Here is a 16,121-nt window from a genome sequence, read left to right on the forward strand (position 1 = left end):
GCGGGCATAAGGCGGCGGCTGCTGCACCATGGAGACGATCATGCGGTTTGTTCAGATCGAGATACGGCCGGCGGGCAGGGCGTTGGTGGACATCGACAAGCTCACCCATGCCGTGCCGGAAGGCGACGGCTCGCGGCTGTTCCTCGGCGCGCAGCATCTGGATGTGCCCTATACCCTCGACCAGCTCGAGAACGTGCTGGCCGGTCGCACACCGACCGACGACGGCGAGAACAGCTCGGCCGGCTTCGGCATCCGCTAGGCCGCCCTGGTCACCATCACGTGCCCCACTCAGGTCCGTCTTCATCGGGGTAGAAGGCGTGCGGATCATATGGCTCGGTTCGGCGCGGCGACCGTGGCGGCCGCGGCACGGCTGGCTTCGCCGACGCGACCGGCAGCATGGGGATGCCGCCGCCGAACCGCACCCGCACGAAGGCAGACGCTCCTTCGACACCCTGAAAGATCGCGTTCACCTCCTCACCGCGGCTCATCCTGCCGCCGACATATGGTGCCCGCTCGGCGTTGACATAGCCGAGCTGCACGCCGCGCGGGCTGATCACCGCGATCGCGTGGCTGTCGTGCTTGTTCTTGGGCTCGGGCACCAGCTCGATCGGCTCGCCCGGCATGGTCATCAGCGCCTCGGATAGCCGGTTGCTGCCATCAGCGTTGGCAAAGGCGATGCCGACCACGGCCAGGGTGAGTTCCTGCATCGCAGCGACCTATGACCTTGCAGGCGCTCGCGAAAGCCATACGTTGAGCGAATGGCTGACTTCGACGATAGCTTCGATCCTGATCTTGGCGCGGCGTGCAACCGACTGGCGGCGTGGGTCGAGCCCTTGCCTGAAGGCGCGGTAATTGATCAATCGTCGGGGCTCACCGAGCGGGATTTGGCGCTGATCCTGCGGCGCCTTCACGCCACCCGGCTGGCCGGGGAGATGGCAGCGCAGCCCGCGCCTGCCGTGCCGCGTCGCCTGGATCGCGCATCGGTACCGATCACCGCAAAAGGCTGACAATCGGTAACCGGGATCGCTTACTCCTGCTGCGCGCCGAACGCCAGGGCATCTGCCGAGCCAACTTCCTGCTCGCCGGCAAACAGCTTGTCCAAGCGGTCCTTCACCTCGCGACGGAACCCTGGTGAGGCCGTCACCCGGGGTGCGGCGACCAGTACCTCATCCGCGATCGCCTCCTTGATCCGCTCGATCGCCGAATCGTCGATCACATTGGCGCAGCGGAGCTCGACACAAAGCTGGACCAGGCCCGCTGCTGTCGCCTGGGCACGCAGCCCGACGTTGGTGAGCTCCCAATGCAGCCGCTTCTGCTTGTCATATGGCGTCATTTCGACATCCTCTCTGACGTCACGATAAGCGCCCAAATTGCAGCATGCTAGCTAGCTTAAGCCACGGCGGTAGAATTGAGGCTCATTTCGATCCGCAGTCCATGGCCGTCAGGTTGCGAGCACCACGGCGCGACAGAAGCAGCACGTGCCATTTCGGTACGCGTCACTGCATTCGGGTGGCGGCGCAGTGTGATAGGTCTCCCCAGACTACGGCAGCAACTGTCGAGTCGAGGGAGAGAGCGATGCTGTGTAAATGGGGCCTGCACGATTGGGTCAGGAAGCCGGCTACCCTCCGGCCAACCACCATCGTGTCGCGCTGCGCCAGGTGCGGGAAGGTGTCGTTTCGGCATGCAAAAAAGCCGGGATTAAACCCGCCGCGCGCTTGATCCTCGCCCGTCAAATGAGCATTTTCTCGGCTGAAGGCCTGTGCACAAAGGCTGAGAGGATCATGAAATGGCGTCGCGACCAGCCCATCTATCGTCCCCCAACGCGGGACCGGCGCGGCCGGCCAGGCTGCATCGCTTTGGCGAGCATGGCGTGCTGCTCGCCCTGCCGATCAGCGTCGCGCTGTGGGTGCTGATCGGTAAGGCGTTGTTCTAGGCTTGCGAGGCAGTTGGCGCGCCCGGGTGGATTCGAACCACCGACCACAAGCTTAGAAGGCTCGTGCTCTATCCAACTGAGCTACGGGCGCGCGACAGGCTGGGATTAGCGCGGATTGCGCCGCGACGGAACCGGGATCATAACCCTCGCATGCACAAGGGAGCCGCCACGGCGGGAACGACGTTCCGCTACTACGACTTCGTGATGGCTGCCTTTGTCGCCATCCTGCTGCTGTCCAACGTGATCGGCGCGGGCAAGGTGGCGGTGGTGCATCTGCCCGTGCTCGGCGACTGGCCGTTCGGGGCGGGGATCCTGTTCTTCCCGGTGAGCTACGTGATCGGCGACGTGCTGACCGAGGTCTATGGCTATGCGCGGGCGCGGCGGGTGATCTGGGCGGGCTTTGCCGCGGTGGCGTTCATGGCGTTCATGAGCTGGGTGGTGGTCGCGCTGCCGCCGGCGCCGAGCTGGGGCAACCAGGCCGCCTACCAGACCATCTTCGGCCAGGTACCGCGCATCGTGCTCGCGAGCATGTGCGCCTTCTGGGCGGGCGAGTTCGTCAACTCCTATGTGCTCGCCCGGATGAAGGTGTGGAGCGGGGGGCGGCACCTGTGGATGCGGACGATCGGGTCGACGATCGTCGGCGAGGGCGTCGACAGCCTGATCTTCTACCCGCTGGCCTTCCTCGGCGCGGCGGGGTGGACGGGGCATCTGGTGGTGGTGGTGCTGTTCACCCAATGGGCGCTGAAGGTGGGCTGGGAGGTGATCCTGACCCCGCTCACCTATGCGGTGGTCGGGTGGCTGAAGCGGGCCGAGGGCGTCGACGTGTTCGACGAGGGGACCGACTTCACGCCGTTCCGAGCGCGAGTGTAACTTCGCTATGTTCGCGCATATCGCTTATGGTGCGATCCTATAGCAAGCTAACCATTTCAATAACTTGTACGACTTCCCTCAGAGCGGGACGGAGGAGCGCGGTTGCCCCTCTCGGTTCAGGCGCCGACCGTCTCGAGCAGGCCTTCGAACAGGCGGCGGCCGTCGCTACCGCCGTGGGCGGCTTCGATCTTGCGCTCAGGGTGCGGCATCATGCCGAGCACGTTCCCGGCCTCATTGACCAGACCGGCGATGGCGCGGGCGGAGCCGTTGACGGGCTCGCCATAGCGGAAGGCGACGCGGCCTTCGCCTTCGAGGCGATCGAGCGTCTCGGCATCGGCGAAGTAATTGCCGTCGTGATGCGCGACCGGGACACGGATCGTCTCGCCGGCCTCATAGCGGCTGGTGAAGGCGGTCTGCGCGTTGTCGACGGTGAGCGCGACGTCGCGGCAGACGAAGTTGAGGCCCTGGTTGCGCATCAACGCACCGGGCAGCAGACCTGCCTCGGTAAGCACCTGGAAGCCATTGCAGACGCCGAGCACGGGCAGGCCGCGCCCGGCCTGCTCGACCACCGCGCGCATGATCGGCGATCGCGCGGCGATCGCGCCGGAGCGCAGGTAATCGCCGTAGGAGAAGCCGCCGGGGACGGCGACGAGGCCGATGCCATTGGGCAGCGCCGAATCGCCGTGCCAGGCCATGATCGGCTTGGTGCCGGTCACCGTCTCCAGGGCGACGGCGAGGTCGCGATCGCAGTTCGAGCCGGGAAAGACGATGACCGCGGTCTTCATGCCGACACCTTCTCGACGCGATAGTTTTCGATGACGGTATTGGCGAGCAGCTTGCGGCACATCTGGTCGATCGCCGCGTCGTCGGTCGCGTCCGCGACCTCGAGCTCGATCAGCTTGCCGGCGCGGACATCCTGCACACCCTCGAAGCCGAGGCCGCCCAATGCGTGGTGGATGGCGCGGCCCTGGGGATCAAGCACGCCGGGCTTGAGGGTGACATAAACACGCAGTTTCATGTGGTTATCCCGCTTACTTGCCGCGACGCTTGCGATGGCTGTCGAGATCGAGAACGGCGTTGTCGCCGCCCTCGGGGAGCAGGCCGAGCCGGCGCGCCACTTCCTGATAGGCCTCGACTTCGCCGCCGAGATCGCGACGGAAGCGATCCTTGTCGAGCTTCTCGTTGGATTCCATGTCCCACAGCCGGCAGCCGTCGGGGCTGATCTCGTCGGCCAGGATGATCCGGCCGAAATCATTGTCGAAGATCCGGCCGAACTCGAGCTTGAAATCGACGAGGCGGATGCCGACGCCGGCGAACAGGCCGGAGAGGAAATCGTTCACGCGGATCGCAAGGTCGGCGATGTCGTGCATCTCCTCCTGGCTCGCCCAGCCGAACGCGGCGATATGCTCGTCGGAGATCATCGGATCGCCGAGCGCATCGTCCTTGTAATAATATTCGATGATCGTGCGCGGGAGCTTGACGCCCTCCTCAATGCCGAGCCGCTTGGACAGCGAACCCGCGGCGACGTTGCGGACGACGACCTCGATCGGGACGATCTCGACCTGGCGGATCAGCTGCTCGCGCATGTTGAGGCGGCGGATGAAGTGGGTTGGCACGCCGATATGGTCGAGCAGCGTGAAGATGTGCTCGCTGATCCGGTTGTTGAGCACGCCCTTGCCGTTGATCGTGCCCTTCTTCTGGGCGTTGAACGCGGTGGCATCGTCCTTGAAGTATTGGATCAGGGTACCGGGCTCAGGACCCTCGTACAGGATCTTGGCCTTGCCTTCGTAGATCTGGCGGCGGCGAGCCATGCGCGTGTCCCCTGGAAATGAGCAGCCCCGGCGGCGTGGGTTGCCGGCCGGGGCGGGATGGGCGCGCCTATAGAGGAAGGGGGCGGGGGGCGCAATTGCGGGTGGGGGATGATCGCAGGATGCGGTTGTTAGTGGCGGGGGGTGGTTAGCGGATATTGCTCTTTGGCAGCGTCATGGATCGACGGAGCTGCTTGGCGCGTGCCTGGGTCGATGTCGGGCCGTGGAGCATGCGGCAACCTACCCCTCCACCATTGCTGCGCAATGGTCCCCCTCCCCCTCCGGGGGAGGATTGGAGACGGTCACGTCTCAGGTCACCGCCTGGCGAATGGTGTATTCGGGGGCGCGCCAGGCGTCGGTCTCGATCACCTCGCGCAGGATGTCGCCGGCGCGCCAGACGTCGTCGTGGCTGAGGTACAAGGGGGTGAGGCCGAAGCGGAGGATGTCGGGGTCGCGGAAGTCGCCGATGACGCCGCGGGCGATCAGCGCCTGGCTGAGCTGATAGGCGTGGGGCGCACGGAAGCTGATGTGGCTGCCGCGTGCGGCGGGATCGCGGGGGGTGACGCAGGGCAGGCCGAGCGCGTCGCCGGCGGCGGCGAGGATCGTGAAGAGGGCGGCGCTCTTGCGGGCGATTGCTGCCTGATCAATGTCCGTCCAGAGCGCGAGCGCGGCTTCGAGCGCGACCATGCCGAGCACCGGCGGGGTGCTGATCAGCCAGCGCGTCATGCCCTCGGCGGGGCGGTAGCGGTCTTCGAAGGCGAAGGGGGCGGCATGCCCCATCCAGCCGGACAGCGGACTGGCGAGCCGATCCTGCCAGCCCCGCGCGACATAGAGGAAGGCCGGCGCGCCGGGGCCGCCGTTGAGATATTTGTAGCAGCAGCCGACCGCGAGATCGGCGTTCGCCGCGGCGAGATCGACGGGAATGGCGCCGACGCTGTGGCTGAGATCCCAGAGCATCAGCGCGCCGGCGGCATGGGCGCGCGCCGTCCAGGCGGCGAGATCGAAGCGTTCGGCGGTCTTGTAATGGACCTGGGTGAGGAGGAGCACTGCGGTGTCGCCGCCGAGCGCATCGGCGAGCTGGTCGCGTGGTACGACGCGCAGGGTGGCGCCGGGCACGCAGGCGACGGCGCCTTCCGCGATGTGAAGATCAGTCGGGAAGTTACCGGATTCGCTGACGATGGTGGTGCGCGCCGGGTCGACGCGCAGCGCGGCGACCAGCGCCTTGAACAGATGGGTGGAGGTGGCGTCGCCGACGATCACCTCGTCCGCCGCGGCGCCGATCAGGGGGGCGATGGTGGCGCCGAGCCGCTGCGGTGCGTCGATCCAGCCCTCATTCCAGCTGCGGATCAGCCGATCGCCCCATTGGCGGCGGGCAGCCTCGTCGAGCGCGGCGGGGACGGCCCTGGGCAAGGCGCCGAGCGAATTGCCATCGAGGTAGATGACGCCATCGGGAAGGTCGAACAGGTCGCGGTAGCGGGCGAGCGGATCGACGCGATCGAGCGCGCGGGCATCGTCGTGGGTCATCGTGTCGTCTCCGCCGGCAGGTGCAGCGCCGCCTCGATCAACCGCCGGGTCTGCGTCCAGGCAGGGCTGCCGGGCGCGATCAGCTCGACATGGCCGGTGTCGGCGATGGTGTGGAGCGAGACCTTGTCGCCGGCTGCGCGCGCCCGGGCAACATAGTCGGTGGCGAAGCGCAGCGGGATGATCCGGTCTTCGGCGCCATTGACCAGCTGCTGGGGGACTCCAAGCGGCAGCAGCCGGGGCACCGAGGTGTCGGCGTAGGGATCGGCGCGATCCTTGCCGACCAGATCGGCGACGACATCGGTGCCGCAGCCATTGTCGGGGCTGGTGGCAGTGGCCTCGAGATCGGGTAGCCCGCCGAGGCTGATCACCTGGGGAATCGTCAGCGGATGGGCGCTGTGCAGCGGGCTGGTCGCCGGCAGCCGCGGCCGCGCGGCGAGCCACAAAGCAAGATGGCCGCCGGCGCTGTGACCGACCGCGACCAGGCGGCGCAGGTCGAGGCGGTAGCGCGGCGCGATGTCGCGGAGCTGGTCGGCCGCGGCGGCGGCGTCCGCGAAGGTGCCGGGATAGCCGCCGCCGGCACGATCGACGCCGCGATAGTCGATGTTCCACACCGCGATGCCGTGCTGGCGCAGGTCGTCAGCGGCCCAGTCCATCAGCTTGCGGTCGGCGATATGGGTCTGCCAGCAGCCGCCGTGGACCATCAGCACCACCGGAAACGGGCCGCGGCCGGCGGGCAGCCACAGGTCCGCCTGCTGCAGCGAGTCGGGGCCGTAGCTGAACGCGATGGCACCGGCCGGGCGGGGGCGGCTGGTGAGATCGGTCCAGGTGAGGGGCGGGGTAACGCGCTGGGTGACCGGCGGGGTGAGCTGCTGGGCGGGGGCGGTGGTGGCGGTCATGGCGGCGATCGTTATCAGGAGGGGATTGAGGCGCATGGTGACCTGCGTAGCGCGGCCGAGGGGTGGGGTGAATGGGGTTGGTGGGGGCGGCGGCTATCGGCCGGTTTAGATCGCGGCGTTCGCTGGCGAGCCGTCACCCGAGCGAAGGCTGATATCTCCCGGTGGTGGGACGAGGTCCGGCTGCCCGTCGCCGGCGCTGTTTGATTGCTGGGCCGACGCTGCTAGTGTTCCCGATATGGCCACCGACTTCAAGGACCCCCCGATCGGCATCCTCGACGAGCCGTTCGACAGTGCGCTGTCCGAGCGTTACCTCGTCTATGCCCTGTCGACGATCACCGCGCGCTCGCTGCCGGACGTCCGCGACGGGCTGAAGCCGGTGCACCGGCGGCTGCTGTGGGCGATGCGGCTGCTGCGGCTCGACCCGTCGCAGGGGTACAAGAAATGCGCGCGCGTGGTCGGCGACGTGATCGGCAAATACCATCCGCATGGCGACCAGTCGGTTTATGACGCGATGGTGCGGCTCGCGCAGACATTTTCGCTGCGTTACCCGCTGGTCGACGGCCAGGGCAATTTCGGCAACATCGACGGCGATAACGCCGCGGCCTATCGCTATACCGAGGCACGGCTGACGCAGGTTGCGATCGACCTGATGGACGGGCTCGACGAGGATGCGGTCAGCTACCGGCCGACCTACAATGGCGAGGATCAGGAGCCCGAGCTGTTCCCGGGGATGTTCCCCAATCTGCTCGCCAATGGCGCGAGCGGCATCGCGGTGGGCATGGCGACCAGCGTGCCGCCGCACAATGCCGCCGAGCTGCTCGATGCCGCGATCCTGCTGGTCGACCGGCCCGATGCGGACGATGCGGCGATCCTCAGCCACGTGAAGGGCCCGGACTTCCCCACCGGCGGCCTGGTGGTGGATCCGCCGGCGGTGATCGCCGAGAGCTATGCGACCGGGCGCGGCTCGTTCCGGGTGCGCGCGCGCTGGGCAATCGAGCGCGAGAAGGGCGGCGGCTGGCAGCTGATCGTCAGCGAAATCCCGTACGGCGTGCAGAAGGGCAAGCTGATCGAGCAGATCGCGGCGCTGATCAACGACAAGAAGCTGCCGATCCTCGCCGACGTCCGCGACGAATCCGATGCCGAGATTCGCGTGGTGCTCGAGCCGCGCAGCCGCACCGTCGACCCGCAGGTGCTGATGGACGGCTTGTTCCGGCTGACCGATCTCGAGACGCGGTTCAGCCTCAACTTGAACGTGCTCGACAAGGACCGCACGCCGCGGGTGATGAGCCTGCGCGAGGCGCTCGCCGCCTGGGTGGAGCATCAGTTCGTGGTGCTGCGCCGGCGCACCGAGCATCGCCTCGCCAAGATCGCTGACCGGATCGAGCTGCTCGACGGCTATCTGGTCGCCTATCTCAACCTCGATCGGGTAATCGAGATCATCCGCACCGAGGATGAGCCGAAGGCGGTGATGATGGACGAGTTCAGCCTCACCGATCGCCAGGCCGAGGCGATCCTCAACATGCGGCTGCGTTCGCTCAGGCGGCTCGAGGAATTCGAGATCAAGGGCGAGCGCGACAAGCTCGACAAGGAGCAGGCGACGCTCGCCGCCTTGCTTGCCGACCCCAAGAAGCAGCGCGCGCGGCTGAAGCGCGACATGGCCAAGATCCGCGACCGCTACGGGCTGGAGACGGTGCTCGGCGCGCGGCGGACGACGATCGAGGAAGCGGCGCCGACCCGCGATATCCCGCTGGAAGCGATGATCGAGCGCGAGCCGATCACGGTGATGCTGTCGCAGCGCGGCTGGATCCGGGCGATGAAGGGCCATGTCGACCTCGCCGGCGCCGAGACGCTGAAGTTCAAGGAGGGCGACGGGCCGGCGTTCGCGTTCCACGCCCAGACCACCGACAAATTGCTGCTCGCCGCCGAGAACGGGCGGTTCTACACGCTGGCGGCGGACAAATTGCCGGGCGGGCGCGGGTTCGGCGAGCCGGTGCGGGCGATGATCGATCTCGACGGCAGCGTGCCGGTGGTCGCCTTCCTTAACGCGCGCGCGCAGGAGAAACTGCTGATCGCGGCGAGCGACGGGCGCGGCTTTCTGGTGCCGGTCGCCGAGGTGATCGCCGAGACGCGCAAGGGCAAGACGGTGATGACGCCGCGGCCCGGCGCCAAGCTGATCGTGGTGCGGCCGGTCCGCGCCGATGCCGATTACATCGCGGCGGTGGGCGACAACCGCAAGTTCCTGGTGTTCCCGATCGCCGAGGTACCGGTGATGAGCCGCGGCCAGGGCGTCCAGCTCCAGCGCTTCCGCGAGGGCAGCCTGTCCGACACCACCGCCTTCGTGTTTGCCGAGGGGATGAGCTGGGCGATGGGCGGCGACAGCGGGCGGACGCGTACCGAGAGCGACCTGTCGCTGTGGCGCGCGGCGCGCGGCGCGGCGGGGCGGACGCCGCCGACCGGTTTCCCGCGCGACAACAAGTTCGGCTAAACCATGGCGAACAAGTTTGTCGGACTCTGCGGCAAGCTTTAGCCGGCATTAACATTCCGGCCCTAGGCCGGGGCTCATGGCCTCCGCCTCGACCGACGCGTTTCTGCCGCCGGACATCGATCCCGAGCTCCTGCAACGGAGCCTGGAGCTGGTGCCGATCCCGGCTGCGCATCTGTTGCAGAACGGCGGCACCCTGGATTTCGTCGCGATCAACCGCGCCTATCGGCTCGCCGGGCTCGGCATCGTCGCCGATCGATCGCCGATGCTGGCGATGCTGGGCCCGCGAATCACCGAGTTCCTGCGCTCGGACGACCTCCGGCTCGACTTCGACTGGTCGCTCGGCGAGACGATCGACTGCCGTTATTACCGGGTGACGCTGGCACGCACCGCGCTGGCGCAGCGCCACCGCTGCCAGATCACCTTCGTCGATCATACGCTGCAGGTCCATACCGAGCGCTCGCTGCGCCGCGAGATGACCACCGACAGCCTCACCGGGCTGCCCAACCGCGAGGGGTTCGGCGACCTGATCGAGGCGACGCAGGGCGGCCCCAGCCGCCACGCGGTGCTGGTGATCGATCTCGACCGGTTCGGCCGGCTCAACGCCTGCCTCGGAGGTCTCGCGGGCGACGAGCTGCTGATCACGGTGGCGCGGCGGATCAAGGGCGCGGTGCGCGCGAGCGACACGCTGGCGCGGATCGGCGGCGACGAATTCGGCATCCTGATGGCGATCGATGCCGAGGCGGAGGAGGCCGAGCAGCTCGCGGCGCGCATCCACCGCGCGCTCGCCGCGCCGTTCCGGCTCAGCGATTACGAGATCGGCGTGGAATGCTCGATCGGCATCGCCTTTGGCGGCGAGCGGATCGGCGACGCCGAGGAACTGATCCGCCACGCCCAGTTTGCGGTGAAGCGCGCCAAGACCAGCGGCCATGTCGAATCCTACCAGACCCGCGCCTTCACCATCGCCCGCGAGCAGTTCGCGATGGAGACGGCGCTGCGCCGCGCGATCGAGCAGCGCCAGCTGCGGCTGACGTTCCAGCCGATCCGCGATCTCGCCAGCGGTGCGCTGATCTCGTTCGAGGCGCTGGCGCGGTGGCGCGATCCCGATGGCCAGGAGCTGCAGCCGAGCGACTTCATCCCGGTTGCCGAAGAATCGGGGCTGATCGTGCCGCTCGGCCGCTGGGCGCTCGACGAGGCCGCGCGCGTGCTGGCGAGCTGGGACGCGGCGCTCGGCGGGCATTGCGGGGTCAAGCTTGCGGTTAACCTGTCGGCGATCCAGCTGCAGCGCGACGACATCGCGCCTGTGGTGGCGGCAGCGCTGACCGGCCATGGCCTCGCCGGCGACCGCTTCACGCTGGAGCTGACCGAAAGCGCGATCGTCACCGATCCCGACCGCATCGCCGGGATCATGCATGCGCTCAAATCGCTCGGCACGACGCTGGCGATGGACGATTTCGGCACCGGTTATTCGAACCTTGCCTATCTCCAGAAGCTGCCGATCGACATTCTCAAGATCGACCGCAGCTTCATTTCAGGGATGCTGGCCGACCGCGACAAGGTGGCGATCGTCCGCGCGATTCTCAGCCTCGCCCAGGCACTGGGGATGAAGACCACCGCCGAGGGGATCGAGAACATCGAGCTCGCCCAGACGCTGGCGGCGATGGGCTGCACCTTCGGCCAGGGCTATCTCTACGCTCAGCCGCTCGAGGCCGGCGACGCGCTGGCGATGGTCGCCGCGGCAAGAGCCTGAGCCACCGCGTCGTCGGCGAGCTGCTCGACGCGCGGCGCATCGGGAAATCCCTCGGCAATCCACGCCGTCTCGATTTGGCGTAGCACGGCGGCGACGTCCGGCCCCTTCCGCAGCCCTCGCCCGACCAGGGCACCGCCACCGATCGGCAGCGACGGCGGTTGCCAGTCGGCGATATCGGCGACATTCGCGCCAGCCAGCAACAGCCGATCGACCGCCGAGGCCGTGCCAACCCGATAGGCGAGCGCGCGGGCGCCTTCGCTGCCCAGGCCCTGGCTTGCGGCAACCAGCCGCTTGCGATCGTGATTGGAAAGCTTGAGCCGGGCGCCGACCGTTTCGGCGGCGGCGGCGGGAAGCAGCGCGGCAAGCCGGCGGATGGCATCGGGCGCGATCCCCGCCGCAGCCTCGCGCGCGGCAAGCGCGGCGAGCGGCGTGGCATCGGTGATTTCGGGGAGCACCGCGCGGAAGATGCCGCGCTCGATCATCAGCACGATTACCGGCACCGCGCGTGCAGCGACCAGCAGCTTGAGCAGTTCGGCGGCGATCCGCTCGCGCGACAGCGCCATCAGATCGTTGCTGCGCGCGGCACAGGCGGCGAGCCCGGCATCGTCGATCGCGTCGCCGAAGCGGGCGTGGAAGCGGAAGAAGCGCAGGATGCGCAGATGATCCTCGGCGATCCGCTGATAGGGATCGCCGATGAAGCGGACGCGGCGCGCGGCGAGATCGTCGATCCCGCCGAAATAGTCGAACAGCTGGCCCGACACCGGATCGGCATAAAGCGCGTTCATGGTGAAATCGCGCCGGGCGGCGTCCTCGCGCCACTCCTCGGTAAAGGCGACGACGGCGTGGCGACCATCGGTCGACACGTCGCGGCGCAGCGTCGTCACCTCGACCGGGCCCGAGGGCAGCACGGCGGTGACGGTGCCATGGGCAAGCCCGGTCGGCACCACCTTGATGCCGGCGGCCTGGATGCGGCGCATGCTCTCCACCGGCGCAAAGCTGGTGGCAAGATCGACATCGGCGGCGTCGATGCCGAGCAGGGTGTCGCGGACGATGCCGCCGACATAGCGCGCGCCACCCGCACCGCCATCCAGCGCGGCGACGAGCGCGGCCAGGCCCTCATGGCCGGCGAGGCCGGCTAACGGCAGCGTGGCCGGGGTGCTCAGGCCCATGGCAGCCGCCGCGACAGATTGACGATCATTGCCGCGGTCGCCCCCCAGATCCGCCGATTTTCCCATAGAATCTCGACATAATGGCGTTCCAGACCCTGCCAGGTGGCGGAGGCGGCGCGGTGATTGGCGGGATCGAGCAGGAAGTCGAACGGCACCTCGAAGACGCTGGCGACTTCCGCCTCGCTTGGGCGCAGCACCAGATCGGCGGGCACGACGCCGATCACAGGCGTCACGGTGTAGCCGGTCACCGTCCGGTAGGGATCGACAGCGCCGATCACCTCGACCGCGCTCGGTGGCAGGGCGATTTCCTCGTCCGCCTCGCGCAGCGCCGCCTGGATCACCGACTCGCCGGGATCGATCCGACCACCGGGGAAGGCGACCTGGCCGGCGTGGCGCCGCAACGTTTCGGTGCGCTGGGTGAGGATGACGCCGGGCCGTTCCGAATCGGTGATGGCAACGAGTACGGCGGCCGGGGTCATGGCGTCATGCGGGCGATCGTCGCCGTCGCGCAGGTCACCGGCGAGCAGGACGGGATCGGTCTGCCGCCCCCGCTCCAGCGCGAGGGCAAGGCGTTCGGCAAGCGTCATGCGGCCGCCAGCGGAAAGAACAGGCCGCCGCTCCAGACCCCCGGGGTCGCGTCGCCGTCAGCCTCGAGCGCCTGGTCGACCAGCTCGTAATAAACGGCCCGCGTGACCAGTGCTTCGAGTCCGCCGCGGACGTGGAGATAGGGACGGGGGCCATCGTCGCCCTGCTCGACGCGCAGCGCATGGTCAGGCCCGGCGTTGACGAGGTCGCCGGTGTTGAGGCGGAAGGTGAGCGAGGCGGCCTTGCCCGCGCCATCGACCTTGAGCTCGACCGCGACAAAGGCGGCATCCTCGACAAGGATGTCGAGCTTCTCGACCGGGGTGACCAGCACATGGCTGCCATCGGACTCGCGGCGGAGCACGGTGGCGAACAGCCGGACCATCGCCTCGCGACCGATCGGCGCACCCTGATGATACCAGGTGCCGTCGCGCGCGATGCGCATCTCGCTGTCGCCGCAGCGCGTCGGGTTCCACTGATCGACCGGCGGCAGCCGCCGCTCGGCAACCAGCGTGGCGATCTGCGCGAGGCTGAGGGTGGCGAGATCGGGCAGCTCGTCCATGGGCATCCGCGGCGACTAGGCGGCGGCGGCGGGCGCGTAAACCCTTGTCGCCCGCGAGCGGTGCCGCCGCTGGCGCTCATCCGCTCGTGTTGGGCGTTGTCCCGTCTCGCCGCCGGTTCGGCACCAGGTCGTTCAGCCAGGCTCGGCCGAACGGCTCTCGAAGGCTCAGCCCACCACCGCCGCGACTCGCGGGCCGAGCAGGCCGGTGGCGGCCGGTACCTGGTCGCCGCGGGCGAGCAGGCGACGACGCTCGACCGGGCCGGGCAGCCGCCAGCCGGCGGTGCGCGCCGCGGTGAAGCCGAAGAAGCGACCGTAATATTCGGGATCGCCGATCAGCATCATCGCGCCGTCCTCGCCGCCCGCCGTAGCCGCGTCGAGCGCCGCGGCCATCAGCCGCCGGCCCAGCCCATCGCGCTGGCGATCGGGCGCAACCGCGACCGGACCGATCATCACCAGCGGATAATCGTGGCCATCGTCGCCATGGAAGGTGATCGGCCAGCATTGCACCGTGCCTATCAACTTGCCCGAATCGATCGCGCCGAGGCTGAGGGCGGGGAGGGCGGCGCCGTCGCCGCGGACCTTATAAGCAGTGCGGCCGCGGCGGTCGGTGCCGAAGGCATGATCGAGCAGCGCTTCCACTGCGTCGGGCGGCACGGTGCTCAGGGGCACGAAGTCGATCACGGTCACGTATTCCTCTGGGCCCGGGCCGCGCCCCTTAGCGTGCGGACCGGGGATGGCAAGGGGAATGGGAGGGGAGGCGTATGCGGCTTATCCTCGACATCGTCACCCCAGCGCAGGCTGGGGTTTCTTGCCGCTGCCATGGTGCGCTTGCCGCGGAAGATCCGGCGTTGGCCGGGATGACGGCCGGGAGGTGAGGACGGGGGCATTGGCCGTGCCGCACGCCGCTGTTTCCCTTCGTGGGGAAATCGCTAAAGGCGCGGGGCATGGACGACAGCCTTCAGCTCGAGGTGCATGACCTGGAGGTTCAGGTTCTCACCGGTATCTACTCGGAAGAGACCCATTTGCCGCAGCCGCTGCGGATCTCGTTGACGGTTGACCTGGTGTGCCCGCGCCAGTTCCTGCCCGATACGCCGCTCGGAGCGTCAAAAAACTATCTCGATCTCAAGCATGCAGCAACTACGGCGCTGCCCGAGGGCGTGCATTTTACCCTGATCGAGGGCGTCGCCGACCATATCTGCGAGACGCTGTTCCTCGCTGATGCGCGCGTGCTGCGGGTGAAGGTGAAGATCATCAAGCTCGCGATCGCCGAGGCCGGCGAATCGATCGGGATCACGCTGGTGCGTCACCGCCGCTGATGCGGATCGATGTTTGCCCCGGCGATGACGTTGCGGCGCTGGTGCGGGCCGATGGCCCTGAGTCGCTGGTGATCGTCATCGCTGCCGGCGACTCGTCGCTGTGGCTCGCCCAGGCCAAGGCGGCGATCGCGCCGCTGGCGATCGAGCAGGCGCCGGGCCGGCGGATCAACGCGGTGATCGCCGGCGCCGGCGCGGCGGTCGCCGATGTCGATGCCGCCGCGGCGTTTCTGGAGGCCGCCGGATCGACGACCGGGCAATTGCTCGCGGTCGGCGTCGCCTCAGCCGACTGAGCGAGTCCGCCCGCAGCGGCCGAGCGAGGCGAGCACGAAGGCATAATCCTCCGCCGCGACCGCGGCGTCGTCGGCGCTGAGCGAGGCGATGGCATGCTCGGGGAGGCGCGCGGGCAGCGAGCAGGCGAGGCGATACCAGAGCAGCGTATCGGGCGCCGGCGGCGCTGCGGCCTCGTCGACGATCTCCGACAGCGCCACCGCCCAGCGGGTCTGCTCGCCGGGGCGGCGCAGCACGCTGAGCGATACCGGCGCGCCATTGCCGGTGGAGAGGAACAATTGTGTCTCGCCCTCGCCGGGCAGCGCGCCGGGCACGTGGAAGGCGTTGTTGATCCCGGTGATGGTTGGCGGCGCATCGGCGGCGACCAGCTCGCGGGCGATGCGGCGGACGCGCTGGTCGGCCTCGGGGCTCCAGGCGAGCTGTGCGTCGGGGGCGACCAGCTGGACCTGGCCGGGCGTGGCGGCGACCGGACGCGCGAAGATCAGCACCCGGGCCTTCTTATATTTGGGCATGCGTCCGGTCGCGTCGGGCGCGGCATCGAGCAGATAGCCGATCCGCGGCGGCAGGCCGCCGGCGCCGCGCACCAACGCCGCGACGTCGGCTTCGACATAATAGCGGGTGTGGCCGGGGGCGACGCCGGCGGCATCGGCGCCCTTGAGCGTCACCGTCGAGCGGACGGTTGCGTCGGCGATCACCGGCGCGGCGAGAATCAGGTCGGCGAGATCGGCATAGCCGGGGCCCGCGACGACGGCACTATTTGTGCGCGGCGGCGCGGGTAGCTGTGCCAGAGCGGGAACGGATAGTGCTGCCAGCGCAGCGGCAACAATGGGGCAAAATCGCGGCATCATGCTGATTGCGCTACCGCGGACAGGCTGAACGATACAGAAATAAATCTGTCTTCAGACGATTGTACGTTTGTTGCGTCCGACAAAGCGTTTGCG

At 68.3% G+C, this 16,121-nt stretch carries 20 protein-coding genes and 1 tRNA gene; 8 read left to right on the top strand and 13 right to left on the bottom strand.

The features are described from left to right. Positions 1-40: 40 nt before the first annotated feature. Positions 41-259 carry a hypothetical protein gene (locus AC07M8_RS02415; RefSeq protein WP_495172827.1) on the top strand — a complete coding sequence of 73 codons (219 nt, stop codon included), beginning with the start codon at positions 41-43 and terminating at the stop codon, positions 257-259. A gap of 16 nt (positions 260-275) precedes the next feature. Here AC07M8_RS02415 and AC07M8_RS02420 read toward each other — a convergent pair whose 3' ends face one another. Then, positions 276-707: an HIRAN domain-containing protein gene (locus AC07M8_RS02420; protein ID WP_495172828.1), complete on the bottom strand. Its 432-nt coding sequence runs from the start codon at positions 705-707 to the stop codon at positions 276-278. A gap of 51 nt (positions 708-758) precedes the next feature. On the opposite strand from AC07M8_RS02420, the gene AC07M8_RS02425 reads away from it, so the two are divergent. Beyond that, complete coding sequence (locus AC07M8_RS02425; protein ID WP_495172829.1) at positions 759-1,007, top strand: hypothetical protein; 249 nt, start codon at positions 759-761, stop codon at positions 1,005-1,007. Positions 1,008-1,027: 20 nt separating this feature from the next. On the opposite strand, the gene AC07M8_RS02430 is transcribed toward AC07M8_RS02425, so the two are convergent. Beyond that, the gene (locus AC07M8_RS02430) at positions 1,028-1,333 is read right to left on the bottom strand and encodes a hypothetical protein (RefSeq protein ID WP_495172830.1); all 306 of its coding nucleotides are present in this window, start codon (positions 1,331-1,333) and stop codon (positions 1,028-1,030) included. A gap of 453 nt (positions 1,334-1,786) precedes the next feature. On the opposite strand from AC07M8_RS02430, the gene AC07M8_RS02435 reads away from it, so the two are divergent. Continuing rightward, on the top strand, positions 1,787-1,933 hold the full coding sequence (locus tag AC07M8_RS02435) for a hypothetical protein (RefSeq protein ID WP_495172831.1): 147 nt from the start codon (positions 1,787-1,789) through the stop codon (positions 1,931-1,933). Between the two features lie 14 nt (positions 1,934-1,947). Here the strand turns inward: AC07M8_RS02435 and AC07M8_RS02440 are convergent. Then, positions 1,948-2,024 (bottom strand) — tRNA-Arg (locus tag AC07M8_RS02440). Between the two features lie 59 nt (positions 2,025-2,083). On the opposite strand from AC07M8_RS02440, the gene AC07M8_RS02445 reads away from it, so the two are divergent. After that, the gene (locus tag AC07M8_RS02445; RefSeq protein ID WP_495172832.1) at positions 2,084-2,803 is read left to right on the top strand and encodes a queuosine precursor transporter; all 720 of its coding nucleotides are present in this window, start codon (positions 2,084-2,086) and stop codon (positions 2,801-2,803) included. Positions 2,804-2,919: 116 nt separating this feature from the next. On the opposite strand, the gene purQ is transcribed toward AC07M8_RS02445, so the two are convergent. The 5 genes from purQ to AC07M8_RS02470 form a co-directional block, all read right to left on the bottom strand. Beyond that, entirely contained in the window at positions 2,920-3,588 is a 669-nt protein-coding gene (gene purQ / locus AC07M8_RS02450) for a phosphoribosylformylglycinamidine synthase subunit PurQ (protein WP_495172833.1), read from the bottom strand. Further along, entirely contained in the window at positions 3,585-3,821 is a 237-nt protein-coding gene (gene purS, locus AC07M8_RS02455) for a phosphoribosylformylglycinamidine synthase subunit PurS (protein ID WP_495172834.1), read from the bottom strand. The genes purQ and purS overlap by 4 nt, the downstream gene beginning before the upstream one ends. A gap of 13 nt (positions 3,822-3,834) precedes the next feature. Continuing rightward, the gene (gene purC / locus AC07M8_RS02460; protein ID WP_267395935.1) at positions 3,835-4,614 is read right to left on the bottom strand and encodes a phosphoribosylaminoimidazolesuccinocarboxamide synthase; all 780 of its coding nucleotides are present in this window, start codon (positions 4,612-4,614) and stop codon (positions 3,835-3,837) included. Positions 4,615-4,920: 306 nt separating this feature from the next. Further along, positions 4,921-6,135 (bottom strand): kynureninase, encoded by a 1,215-nt coding sequence (gene kynU / locus AC07M8_RS02465; protein WP_495172835.1) that lies wholly within the window; start codon positions 6,133-6,135, stop codon positions 4,921-4,923. Further along, on the bottom strand, positions 6,132-7,031 hold the full coding sequence (locus AC07M8_RS02470) for an alpha/beta hydrolase (protein WP_495172836.1): 900 nt from the start codon (positions 7,029-7,031) through the stop codon (positions 6,132-6,134). Before AC07M8_RS02470 ends, kynU begins: the two co-directional genes overlap by 4 nt. A 235-nt stretch (positions 7,032-7,266) precedes the next feature. Between AC07M8_RS02470 and parC the strand changes: the two genes are divergently transcribed. Next, entirely contained in the window at positions 7,267-9,516 is a 2,250-nt protein-coding gene (parC, locus tag AC07M8_RS02475) for a DNA topoisomerase IV subunit A (protein ID WP_495172837.1), read from the top strand. Positions 9,517-9,592: 76 nt separating this feature from the next. After that, entirely contained in the window at positions 9,593-11,263 is a 1,671-nt protein-coding gene (locus AC07M8_RS02480; RefSeq protein ID WP_495172838.1) for a putative bifunctional diguanylate cyclase/phosphodiesterase, read from the top strand. On the opposite strand, the gene AC07M8_RS02485 is transcribed toward AC07M8_RS02480, so the two are convergent. The 4 genes from AC07M8_RS02485 to AC07M8_RS02500 form a co-directional block, all read right to left on the bottom strand. Beyond that, positions 11,209-12,432 (bottom strand): CCA tRNA nucleotidyltransferase, encoded by a 1,224-nt coding sequence (locus AC07M8_RS02485; RefSeq protein WP_495172839.1) that lies wholly within the window; start codon positions 12,430-12,432, stop codon positions 11,209-11,211. The two genes, AC07M8_RS02480 and AC07M8_RS02485, sit on opposite strands and share 55 nt — an antisense overlap. Next, positions 12,423-13,019: a CoA pyrophosphatase gene (locus AC07M8_RS02490; RefSeq protein WP_495172840.1), complete on the bottom strand. Its 597-nt coding sequence runs from the start codon at positions 13,017-13,019 to the stop codon at positions 12,423-12,425. The genes AC07M8_RS02485 and AC07M8_RS02490 overlap by 10 nt, the downstream gene beginning before the upstream one ends. Further along, the gene (locus AC07M8_RS02495) at positions 13,016-13,582 is read right to left on the bottom strand and encodes a DUF1285 domain-containing protein (protein WP_495172841.1); all 567 of its coding nucleotides are present in this window, start codon (positions 13,580-13,582) and stop codon (positions 13,016-13,018) included. The genes AC07M8_RS02490 and AC07M8_RS02495 overlap by 4 nt, the downstream gene beginning before the upstream one ends. Positions 13,583-13,741: 159 nt before the next feature. After that, positions 13,742-14,257, bottom strand: coding sequence for a GNAT family N-acetyltransferase (locus AC07M8_RS02500; RefSeq protein ID WP_495173132.1), 516 nt, complete (start codon positions 14,255-14,257; stop codon positions 13,742-13,744). 263 nt (positions 14,258-14,520) lie between these two features. On the opposite strand from AC07M8_RS02500, the gene AC07M8_RS02505 reads away from it, so the two are divergent. Next, positions 14,521-14,892: a dihydroneopterin aldolase gene (locus tag AC07M8_RS02505; RefSeq protein WP_267397718.1), complete on the top strand. Its 372-nt coding sequence runs from the start codon at positions 14,521-14,523 to the stop codon at positions 14,890-14,892. Beyond that, the gene (locus tag AC07M8_RS02510) at positions 14,892-15,182 is read left to right on the top strand and encodes a Rossmann fold domain-containing protein (RefSeq protein WP_495172842.1); all 291 of its coding nucleotides are present in this window, start codon (positions 14,892-14,894) and stop codon (positions 15,180-15,182) included. Before AC07M8_RS02505 ends, AC07M8_RS02510 begins: the two co-directional genes overlap by 1 nt. Here the strand turns inward: AC07M8_RS02510 and AC07M8_RS02515 are convergent. Beyond that, complete coding sequence (locus tag AC07M8_RS02515) at positions 15,171-16,025, bottom strand: hypothetical protein (RefSeq protein ID WP_495173133.1); 855 nt, start codon at positions 16,023-16,025, stop codon at positions 15,171-15,173. The two genes, AC07M8_RS02510 and AC07M8_RS02515, sit on opposite strands and share 12 nt — an antisense overlap. Between the last annotated feature and the right edge of the window lie 96 nt (positions 16,026-16,121).

Source organism: Sphingomonas sp. GW821-FHT09E03, assembly GCF_059416225.1.